This window comes from Halobacteriovorax sp. JY17 (assembly GCF_002753895.1).
GTDB lineage: Bacteria > Bdellovibrionota > Bacteriovoracia > Bacteriovoracales > Bacteriovoracaceae > Halobacteriovorax.
Genome location: NZ_NJER01000001.1, coordinates 1,762,420 through 1,772,297, shown reverse-complemented (window position 1 = coordinate 1,772,297; position 9,878 = coordinate 1,762,420). Strand labels below are relative to the sequence as shown.

Sequence of the window (9,878 nt, the reverse complement as noted above, 5' to 3'; positions counted from 1 at the left end):
CCGATAGTTAGATTAATAAAGGAAGAATTTTATCATTTAGGAATGGTCTAAGCATAATCTTGATCGAAGGTTTTGAGCTCTTTCCACTGCCGCCCGAGGATAACCCATACACTTAAGTATGCTGGTAAAACAGTAGGACTTACTTGCACTACAGGAATTGAAATCGATGGTACTTCTATTCTTGCGGGTGATTATAGCGGACCTGAAGGTGCGGGGATTGTCATTAGAGAAGCTACAATTGATCATGTCGTGTTGGAAGTTGCTAGAGGTGGCATACAAAGAAGAGGACTTGGAGTTGAAAAGGTTGATATCGGAGTCTTACTAAATATCGGAAATGATCACCTAGGAACTGATTGGATTGAAACACAGCACGATTTGAATCTTGTTAAATCAACGGTGGTAGAAGCTGTTAAGGAATCTGGAACGTCCGTTTTAAATGCTGATGATTTAGAAACGATGAAAGTTCTAGACCGAGCTCGCGGAAATATTATTCTGTTTTCTCTTAATTCTAAAAATAAAATTATAAAAGAGCATATTTCTAATAAAAATAGCGTTGTAATAATAGAAGATAGGAATGTCATCATTAGAAGTCTGGGAATGGATATTACTATTTGTACTCTTGAGGAAATCCCCATCACTTTTGGTGGACGAGTTGAATTTAATATTTCCAATGCACTTGCTGGAATCGCCGCACTTCATGGATTGGGTCTTACAAAAGAACAAATACGTAATGGAGTTATGACATTCTATCCTTCTCCAAATCAAAATCCTGGAAGGATGAATTTATTTGATTTTCAAGGTTACAAAGTATTACTTGATTACGGTCATAATGCAGACTCAGCTCGTGCATTTTCCAAACTTCTCCCCAAACTTTCTCCTGGACGCAAGATCGCTTTATGTCACGGAACTGGAAGCCGAACAAATGATCAGATAATTGAATATGGTCATGCCCTCGCTGACGTATACGACTTTATTGTATTAACTGACTTTGATCCCCGCGGCCGTCCAGCGGGAGAAACCATAAAACTCATGCAGCAAGGATTGCTTAAAGCTGGCTTTGATGAAGATCAAATAGAAATATCGAACCAATCAGAAAATGCTGTTGACCATATCTTTTCAAAAGTTAATTCTGGAGATTTACTTGTAATTCATCCAGATTCACTTGAACCCACTATGTCTCAAGTAATAAACCGGTATAGAGAAACATTATTGATAAATTAAAGTCTTAGATATGTAGTTCTTATGCCCGCCTAGGGGTATGAAAAAGAATGAAACACTCGAACCACGTAACTGTTTGATAAAATAAAAAAAGCCACTCCGAAAAGTGGCTTTTTATCGTCTTCAAAAGAATGGTGCCCCGAAGTGGGCGATTATCGAACTGCTATATTAAATTTCAAAAGTCCTTGATCCACCTACAGATCAAGAGAATTTTTCAATCCCCTGTCAACTTGGCTAAGCTCTACTGAAGTTATAGTAGATAAAAGACTTCTTAAATTTTTTTTTAAAGTTGTGTATATTGCAGCAGTTTGTATAACACTTGGATTTTTCAACTGAACAATAACATCATAGTATTGATTTACATACCTCTGACTTCCATCAGACTTCATCAAGCTTGTCACCTTCACTACTACAATATCTTGCCCATTACTTTTATTGATTGCATCGTTACTCACAATAAGTAATGGTCTGGTCTTTCCTGATCTATCGTTAGGGTAAACACCCCACCAGATTTCTCCCCGCAACATCCCTAAAACCAACCTTCTGGAATATCATCGTCTTCATCTTGCTTATGAAATCCTGTGGCAATTACCTGACCATCACTTTCACGCTCATTCCAATCAGACTGACTCATACTAGCTGCTTGTTTATTACATTCAAGAAGCATCTTTTCCTTTTTCTCCATTTCTAATGCCTTTTTCAGTAGTTCATTTAACCTCTCCGACCGCTGTCGCTGAGGGATTCTTTCCAGCTCGTCTACAACAACTGGCTCCTTCACATAAAATAAACATCTTTCTGATTTCATGGTATACTCCTTCTCCTATATTAACACGTGTCGGCATAAAAGTACACCACTTTGAGAACTAACTTGTACACAAGACTTAAATTCCCTATAACATACTGATTTTAAATAACATGAGTGAGCTTAGTTCGATAATGGGAAAAAAGAGTATAAAAAAAGCCCTGTAATTAGTTAAAACTACAGAGCTTTTTAAATGGTGCCCCGACGCGGATTCGAACCACGGACACAAGGATTTTCAGTCCTTTGCTCTACCGACTGAGCTATCAGGGCATAAATTCGTTTGAGTGAGATTAAAAATAAAGGAATGTGGCTATTTCGTCAAATTAAATCTTAAATTAATTTGAATAATTTAGTATGTTAATTCCATGACAATAAAGATAACTAAATCCAAAATAACTTATTTAGATCAAGAACTTAACGCAATGATCTTTCTTCCTGATGAAAATACCAGGCCAGCAAAGGCCCTCGCTATTTTTACTCATGGATACACCTCTCACAAATCGAGTATTCTTAGCTGGGCCACACGCTTGGCCGAGGAAGGTATTCCCGCAATGATTTTTGACCAACCAGGTCATTATTTAGGAACATTTAGTGAAGTTGAAAGCTTTGAACAATATAAGAAGCATGCTCCAGAGCTCTTTAAACAGGCCTATGAGAAACTCAAAGATATTTCTACTAATAAGGATTACAAAAATCTGAGAGTTATCCTAGGAGGTCACTCTCTAGGCGCTCTACTCTCTCTTCTCGCTCTTGAGTCCGACGATTTTATAGGACTCGACACCATGTCCCTATGTGTTGGACTTGGAATGCCACCAAAGGGAGTAACGCATATTTTTGATACGCCTTTTTATAAATCAACTTTGAATGTAAGGAGACAACTCGTCTCTCCAGCGATTTCTCCCGATGTGATTTTTCCTTGGATAAAGGAGCGCAAAGAACAATTGGAACTTGAAGGAAAAAGAGTTCATTTTATAACTGGTGCTGACGACGCTGTTGTTGGAAAAGATGGTACACAAATAATGGTTGATTATCTGAGTGAAAGAAATCAAGTGAGCTATGATCGTCCAACCAAACTTCCTCATCACATGCCAGAGATGGCCGCTCCTCATATTAAGAAGTTTTTAAAAGACGAAGGAATTATATAGAACTAATCACTTCTAATAATTCTTCCATATTTATTGGTTTTAAAAGTACTTCTTCAATATTATATGAAGAGATATCATTTTCAGATAGAACTTTTTCCTCATGTCCAGTTAGAAGAATAATAGGACACTGTCCCCCATTATCCGTATAGGCCTTAGCAAACTCAAAGCCAGTCATCTCAGGCATTGATAAGTCAGTTAAAATAACATCAACTTCCAATCCTTGTTTTAAGGCCCCTAGTGCAGCCGATGGGGAAATATAACAGAAAACTTCTGCCCCTTGCTCTTCAATAAAGTCTTTATGCATATTCGCAATAATCTCTTCATCATCTAAAATAAGAACTCTCTTTCCATGAAGGCTTATTTCACCAAGTCTCTGTAATGGATCATAGTTCATAGCGATGAGGTCTTCTCCTTCTGTATAAACAGGAAGAAAAATAATAAACTTCGCCCCTTCTCCTATCTCACTAATTAATTCAATTCTTCCATTCATTTGTTCAATAATTGAATGAATAATTGAAAGCCCCATTCCTGTACCTTTATTAATAGGCTTAGTCGAAAAGTAAGGTTCGTAAATTTTGGCCTTTACTTCTTCAGGAATACCTACTCCATTATCAGAGATAATTAATTGAACTTCATTCTTTATATGATTCACTTGAGACTTTACTTTAATATGTCCACTCTTCTTTCCAATTGAGTCTCTAGAGTTAGTACAGAAGTTCATAATGATTTGTTGCATTTGTGTAATGTCGCCTAAGATATCTACTTCTTGATCAAAGCTAAAATCAATTTCAATATTAGCAGGAAGAGTAGAGCGCATCATTTCTAAACTGCTCTTAATAACATCAATCAAATTAGTTTTAGCATACTCAACTTTCTTTTGATGAGTGTAAGTAAGAATTTGGCGAATGAGCTTATCACCACGATCAGCAAACTCTACAATATTTCCAAGATACTTCTTTATCTTATCCTGCTTATTGCTCTCTAAGTAATAAAGACACTGCTCAGCTGACCCTGAAATTAAGTGAAGAATATTATTAAAATCGTGGGCAATTCCACCAGACAATCTCCCTAGTGCTTCCATTTTTTGAGATTGATTTAATTTAACAATGAGTTCTTCTTTCTCTTCCCTATCTGTTTCCATTCTCTCAATATCGTGAATCAAGTTACTCTTCATTTTATTCACTGAATAGAGAACGATATCAAGCTCATCAATAGTATCACTTGGCTTTCTATTTAAATTAATATCTTCTTTGTCCAAATTATCGAGATTAAAATCTTTTAACTTTGTAGACAAGAGATTAAGAGGAATCATCACATGACCGCGAAGAATGTAAATCATCACAAAGGCCACAATAAATGTCTTAATAAAGTTTGCTGTTAAAATAAATAGTGCAGTATTAAGAACATGTTCAATATAAGGCTCTAAATCTGTTACAACTCTTAATGTTCCAAGCTCTCTCTCTTCACCTTTATAAGAGTACATCAGAGGCCAAGTTTTTTCTTTCTTTTGAATAAACTCATCATCTTTTCCTGAGATCAAAGTTTTTCCATCATAATTAATTTCAACGTAAGTAAACTCACCCGTTGATGAAAGAGAGTGGAGTTGCATCTTCAGAGCTTTAACATCTAAGTGCCAAAGGTTATAGGAAAGTTCTGGAACAATTAAATTTGAAACACGCTTAATATCATTATCAACTTTAGAGACATTTTGAGAGTAATCTCTATATAGTTGAATACCTGTTGAGATCACTGTAACGAGTGAGCTTATCGCTATAATTTTTAATATGATTATTTTACTAAGTGATGAAAATGATTTCTTTTCATTACTATGTTGATTATTCTCATTCATGTAAATTACCCTATCTATTGCATCTACACATTATATCGCCATTTAAAAAAATAAAGAAATTAAGTTTGTGGTGTTACCTTTTTCCCGAGAAAAAGCGTATGTTTTTCAGAAGCCCTACTCTCCCCGTTCTCTCTATCGGAGTACTTTTGAATAATCTCTGAAATCCTCTATTTGATAACGATTTCAAATCACTTAAAACCTCTAAAATAGGACGTTCAAGAAAGAAGCTTCTTATTTGAAGCTCTCTCTCACTTATTAAGGTTTCGTTAAGGTCTACTTTACCGACTCTTAAGAGACGCTTATTCCAAGGGCAAACTTCTTGGCAAATATCACAGCCAAATATTTCACCGTTTGAATTTTCCATCCCCTCAGGGGCCTCTCCTAAATCTTTAAAGAGCTCAATCGTATAAGTACTTATACACTTATTTGATATTAGAGTTCTACTTTCTAAGTCTATGGCATCGGTTGGACAGGCATCAGCACATCTCGTGCATTGTCCACAATGATCCGTTTCAGGTTCTTTCTCCGCAAGTGAATAATTCTTTGAAAGAAGAAGCGATCCTAAAATAAAGAAGCTTCCCTCCTTCTTACTTATGAACATACTATTCTTACCAAACCATCCAAGTCCCGCTCTATAGGCAAGATCTCTTTCTAAGATAGGTTGTGTGTCTAATGATAATTTAAATTGAAGAGCTGGGTCGAGCTCTCTTAATTGTTCACCAATTGAATCTAAAGCATCTCTGAGCTTAAAATGATAGTCCACCCCATCAAAGCCAAGAACATAACTCGCGATTTTCAGACCATTACTCTTTTCGCTTTCATAGAATTTATCGAGTTCAAACTTCTTTTTGGCATAGGAAAACTGAAAGACAATAGCAGATTCAAACTCAGGAAAGTAATTCCTTATATCTTCTCTCTTATCTCTTCTCTCACCTTCTAGATATTTTAAGATTCCATTTAGCCCTTTATTTACCCAATCAAAGTAATACTTCCAAGTAATAGGCCTTGGGTCAGAGGTTACTCCCCAGTCAACGATTCCAAACTTCTTTAAGTTTTCTGAGTTTAAAACTTTTTCTAAAATCTCTTCTTTCATTTGCTAAAATTAGGAATTATTTCAATTGCGCCCGTTGGACACACCTTAATACATTGAAGGTCCATATTACAGTAGTGAATCTGATCTTTATTTAAGTAGGTATCTTTTGTTATTGGATTAATTTTCCAAATAGCGTGTGGACAAATCTCCACACACCTTTGACAGCTAGCGCAGATATTATGGTCTAGAAGGATTTTTTTTTTATCATCAGAAGCTTCTTCTAATGTATCTCCCCCACTTCCAAGAACTTTTGGAACGTCTTTTATTATATCGACCTTCACCGAGTTTGAACTACCCGCTCTGAAGAACTTTCCATCTCCTCTTGTTATGACAAGTTTATCACCATTAACAAGTTTTAATTTCTTCTTCACTTTATTGATGACATGATATTGAAAGTTGAATGAATCTTCTCTGTAGTTCTTTAAAAGAAATGGTTCAATCCCCCAATACAAACACATTCTTCGAGCTGTTCTCTCTGTTGTTGTTACACCTAAACATGGAGTTGTTGGTCTAAATTTAGCAAGTTTTAAACAAGAAATTCCAGATTCTGTAACAGCAAGAATTCTCTTTGCGTAGACTTTCTCTCCAATGAGTGATGCTGCCACCATCACAGAGGCCTGAACACTTGAAAGATCCACATGCCTAAGGAGCGGTCTCTCTTTTGGAGTCTGCTCTGCATCTTCAATAATTTTTACCATTGTTTTAACAGTTTCTATTGGGTAATCCCCGGAGGCAGTTTCGCCAGAAAGCATTACAGCATCAGTCCCATCCCAAATAGCATTGGCCACATCACTGGCCTCTGCTCTTGTAGGCGTTGGATTATGAGTCATGCTCTCAAGCATTTGAGTTGCCGTAATAACAGGTATTCCTCTTTCATTACAAAGTTTAATCAACTTCTTTTGGATTGAAGGTACTAAGTGGTTTCCAACTTCAACACCCATATCTCCTCTCGCAACCATAATCACATCAGTAACGTCTAAGATACTTTCGATATTATCGATAGCTTGAGGTTTTTCAATTTTTGAAATGATAGGAATATCAACTTTTAAATCATGAAGAAGAACTTTTACTTGTTGAATGTCTTCACCTTTTCTAACAAATGAAAGGGCGATATAGTCAATGTTTTGAGTCAGAGCAAACATTAAGTCTTCTCTGTCTTTATCTGTAAAGCTTGGTGCTGAAACATCACAGTCAGGAAGGTTGATTCCCTTGTTGGACTTTAAAATTCCACCCACGTTAACTTTTATTTTATAAACATCTCTATCTCTTTTTACTGACTCCGCAAGTATTAGACCATCATCAAAGAGAATACGTGCACCATCGAAGCAATCATCTACGAGATTTTCATAGATTGTTGGAATATACTTTCCTTCATACTCTGGATACTCTCCCATTAATTTAGAAGGACCAATAACCCATTCTTCATTTTCTTTTAGTATTAAATTTTCAGGTAATTTATCAACACGAATCTTAGGACCTTGAAGATCTGCTAGAATCGCAACTTGTTTATCAACATTAACAGAAGCCTGTCTTATATTTGCAATAAGCTCTTTATGAGACTCATGTGTTCCATGGCTCATATTCACTCTACAAACATTCATTCCTGCTTGAATTAATTTTGAAATTTGTTCGACTGTATTAGATGATGGGCCAAGGGTGGCCACTATTTTTGCCCTTCTCATTCAAGTGCGTCCTATGTATAAATTGTGATTTATACTAGTATAGCACTTGCTTTGAAGCGGCGACAAACTGTATTTTATGCTAACGAGTTTTTCTCTCTAGACATCTCATCTAATTGCATTTGATTGACCTTCTGCATCTCTTCAATTCTTCGCTCAAATTGATTTCTGATAAGGTCTTTCTCTAACTCACTCTGATCGGCAAGTCTTTGATAGTTAGATTCGAGTTCCTTAATTTTAGTCTTAAAATTCCTTCTGGTCTCGTTTCTTTCCATATCAAGTTGAGTTTCATATTTTTGAACGACTTCATTAAGCTTCACATCACTCTTATGTTTTTCATTCAAAAATTTTCTATCAAGCTCATCTTTTAGGGCCACTTTTTCTTTTGTAAATGAATCTGACATAGTTCTCATCTGCCTTTTAAATTCTCTAGTATCTTCAATTCTACGCTCTTCTTCAAAGCTCTTAATTTTAGATATTTCCGCTTGAGACTCATTTTCAAGTTTAGTCAATTTTTCTTCATATCTAGTAATCGTTTGATCTAGTTCTTTATTCTTCATATCAAGTCTTTGATTAAGACTTCCTTCCCTCTTTGAAAGACGAGTATTGAAATCATCTTTCAAGTTTTCAACTTCATTATGATGGGCCATTCGCGAGTCATTAATAAACTTAGTTTTCTCTGTAGCATGTTCATCTTGAAGTTCAGAAATTGCTTCTAAGTTCATCTCACTCATCTGATTTACTACTCGACCAAATTCTTGACGTTGATTTTGAATTCTATTGTTAGAAACTTGACGATCTTTCATCGCCCTTTGTTCATTATCTAGTTCAGATTTAGTTAATCTAGACTTATAGTCTCCAATAACCTTATCCGTTCTCTCGAGATTTTCTTTCATTGTTTTATTTTTAAAATCGCGGGATTCTTTCTCAAGGTTATCAATCTGCTTTGCTTGAGCTAGATTTCTCTCTTTTGTACTATTTTGAAATTGCGTGGCCATTCTCTCTTTATCGAGTTGGTCTTTGTATCTCATATTATCAATATTCTCATTAATATTTTTTAACTTAGTATCAAACTTCTGAGTCAGCTGAGCAGACTTTAACTCATCTTTATCAAGATCAGAGCCACCCTTAAGCTTCTCTTGCATCTCTCTCTTATTTTGATAATTAGTCTGAGCATATTGTCTTTCAAGCTCTGAGATACGATCTCTACTAACCTTGGCCATCTGCTCATTATTATTTGTATTTCTATCATTAATGTCATCAGTTAATTTTCTAAAACTTGAAGACATTTCTTCTGCTTCATTATTTTTCTGAGCATAGATTGAGTTAATAGTCTTTGCGTGGTGATCACCTCTATTTCGAAGTTCATCAGCCTGAGTATTCCTTAGATTTTGAAGATCTCTTTGTTGCTTATCAACCATCTTCGCTCTCGAAGAATTTCCACTTTCAACAAAGTCTGCTATTTCATTCTTATGTCTAAGCTCTTGTGATTTCTTTTCAATATCTAAATCAATTTTTTGACTTCTAACCGCTTCTTTTGTTGAGTCATCAATCTTAGTGATTTTATTTTGAAAATCCTTTGTGGCTGAGTCAATTCTCTCGTCGTATCTCTTCTCCGTTGATTCAGAGCGAGCATTATAATTTTGTTCTCTTGATGAAATATCTTTATTATATGAATCTTTCAGGTAATTTAATCTATCGTCAAAGCCTCTTTTTATATCTTCTCTGTCGTGTTCAAAACCTTCTTGCTGAGCTGCAGTTTGATTTCTAAACTGCTCAGTCCTCTGCATCATTGTTTCTTTAACTTCTTTATTCTTATTTTCAATGGTAGCTGCAACATCTTGTTCAAAGTTGGCCTTACTCTTATCGTAAATATTTCTTTGTTTCTCTTGAACTGCTTCGTGATTTTTTGAAAGATCATCCACTTCAGTGTTGTAATGATCTTTTAATTCATCCGCAGCATCTCTAAAGTTGCTTCTTGCCTGTGAAAGTCTTGTACTATAGTCGTTGATATCCATTGAGCCTCTACCTTCCTGGTTTTTTGGCGGTGAACGTGACCTTAATATTATACATGATAAAAGAAAATAAAAAG

8 protein-coding genes and 1 tRNA gene are annotated in these 9,878 nt (G+C 35.5%); 2 read left to right on the top strand and 7 right to left on the bottom strand.

The genetic code is table 11. The features are described from left to right. Nucleotides 1–72 precede the first annotated feature (72 nt). Nucleotides 73–1,221: a Mur ligase family protein gene (locus CES88_RS08365; RefSeq protein ID WP_290733267.1), complete on the top strand. Its 1,149-nt coding sequence runs from the start codon at nucleotides 73–75 to the stop codon at nucleotides 1,219–1,221. Between the two features lie 191 nt (nucleotides 1,222–1,412). Here the strand turns inward: CES88_RS08365 and CES88_RS08360 are convergent, their stop codons facing one another. From CES88_RS08360 to CES88_RS08350, 3 genes are all read right to left on the bottom strand, one after another. Continuing rightward, a complete protein-coding gene (locus CES88_RS08360; RefSeq protein ID WP_290733266.1) occupies nucleotides 1,413–1,745 on the bottom strand; it encodes a type II toxin-antitoxin system PemK/MazF family toxin in 333 nt (110 codons plus the stop codon). 2 nt (nucleotides 1,746–1,747) lie between these two features. Beyond that, the gene (locus CES88_RS08355) at nucleotides 1,748–2,023 is read right to left on the bottom strand and encodes a hypothetical protein (protein ID WP_290733265.1); all 276 of its coding nucleotides are present in this window, start codon (nucleotides 2,021–2,023) and stop codon (nucleotides 1,748–1,750) included. Between the two features lie 191 nt (nucleotides 2,024–2,214). After that, nucleotides 2,215–2,290, bottom strand: a tRNA-Phe gene (locus tag CES88_RS08350). Between the two features lie 95 nt (nucleotides 2,291–2,385). Here CES88_RS08350 and CES88_RS08345 point away from each other — a divergent pair. Beyond that, entirely contained in the window at nucleotides 2,386–3,165 is a 780-nt protein-coding gene (locus tag CES88_RS08345) for an alpha/beta fold hydrolase (RefSeq protein WP_290733264.1), read from the top strand. Here the strand turns inward: CES88_RS08345 and CES88_RS08340 are convergent. The 4 genes from CES88_RS08340 to CES88_RS08325 all read right to left on the bottom strand — a co-directional run bounded on the left by CES88_RS08340 (nucleotide 3,158) and on the right by CES88_RS08325 (nucleotide 9,804). After that, on the bottom strand, nucleotides 3,158–5,014 hold the full coding sequence (locus tag CES88_RS08340) for an ATP-binding protein (RefSeq protein ID WP_290733263.1): 1,857 nt from the start codon (nucleotides 5,012–5,014) through the stop codon (nucleotides 3,158–3,160). The two genes, CES88_RS08345 and CES88_RS08340, sit on opposite strands and share 8 nt — an antisense overlap. 73 nt (nucleotides 5,015–5,087) lie before the next feature. Further along, nucleotides 5,088–6,107, bottom strand: a complete 1,020-nt coding sequence (locus tag CES88_RS08335) for a QueG-associated DUF1730 domain-containing protein (protein ID WP_290733262.1) — start codon at nucleotides 6,105–6,107, stop codon at nucleotides 5,088–5,090. Next, nucleotides 6,104–7,789 carry a pyruvate kinase gene (pyk, locus tag CES88_RS08330; protein ID WP_290733261.1) on the bottom strand — a complete coding sequence of 562 codons (1,686 nt, stop codon included), beginning with the start codon at nucleotides 7,787–7,789 and terminating at the stop codon, nucleotides 6,104–6,106. The genes CES88_RS08335 and pyk overlap by 4 nt, the downstream gene beginning before the upstream one ends. 74 nt (nucleotides 7,790–7,863) lie before the next feature. After that, complete coding sequence (locus CES88_RS08325; RefSeq protein ID WP_290733260.1) at nucleotides 7,864–9,804, bottom strand: hypothetical protein; 1,941 nt, start codon at nucleotides 9,802–9,804, stop codon at nucleotides 7,864–7,866. Nucleotides 9,805–9,878 lie beyond the last annotated feature (74 nt).

Excerpts from the sequence above, each read along its gene's own strand:
- CES88_RS08360 (WP_290733266.1), bottom strand. The coding sequence starts at position 1,745 with ATGTTGCGGGGAGAAATCTGGTGGGGTGTTTACCCTAACGATAGATCA.
- CES88_RS08355 (WP_290733265.1), bottom strand. The coding sequence starts at position 2,023 with ATGAAATCAGAAAGATGTTTATTTTATGTGAAGGAGCCAGTTGTTGTA.
- CES88_RS08345 (WP_290733264.1), top strand. The coding sequence starts at position 2,386 with ATGACAATAAAGATAACTAAATCCAAAATAACTTATTTAGATCAAGAA.
- CES88_RS08340 (WP_290733263.1), bottom strand. The coding sequence starts at position 5,014 with ATGAATGAGAATAATCAACATAGTAATGAAAAGAAATCATTTTCATCA.
- CES88_RS08335 (WP_290733262.1), bottom strand. The coding sequence starts at position 6,107 with ATGAAAGAAGAGATTTTAGAAAAAGTTTTAAACTCAGAAAACTTAAAG.
- pyk (WP_290733261.1), bottom strand. The coding sequence starts at position 7,789 with ATGAGAAGGGCAAAAATAGTGGCCACCCTTGGCCCATCATCTAATACA.
- CES88_RS08325 (WP_290733260.1), bottom strand. The coding sequence starts at position 9,804 with ATGGATATCAACGACTATAGTACAAGACTTTCACAGGCAAGAAGCAAC.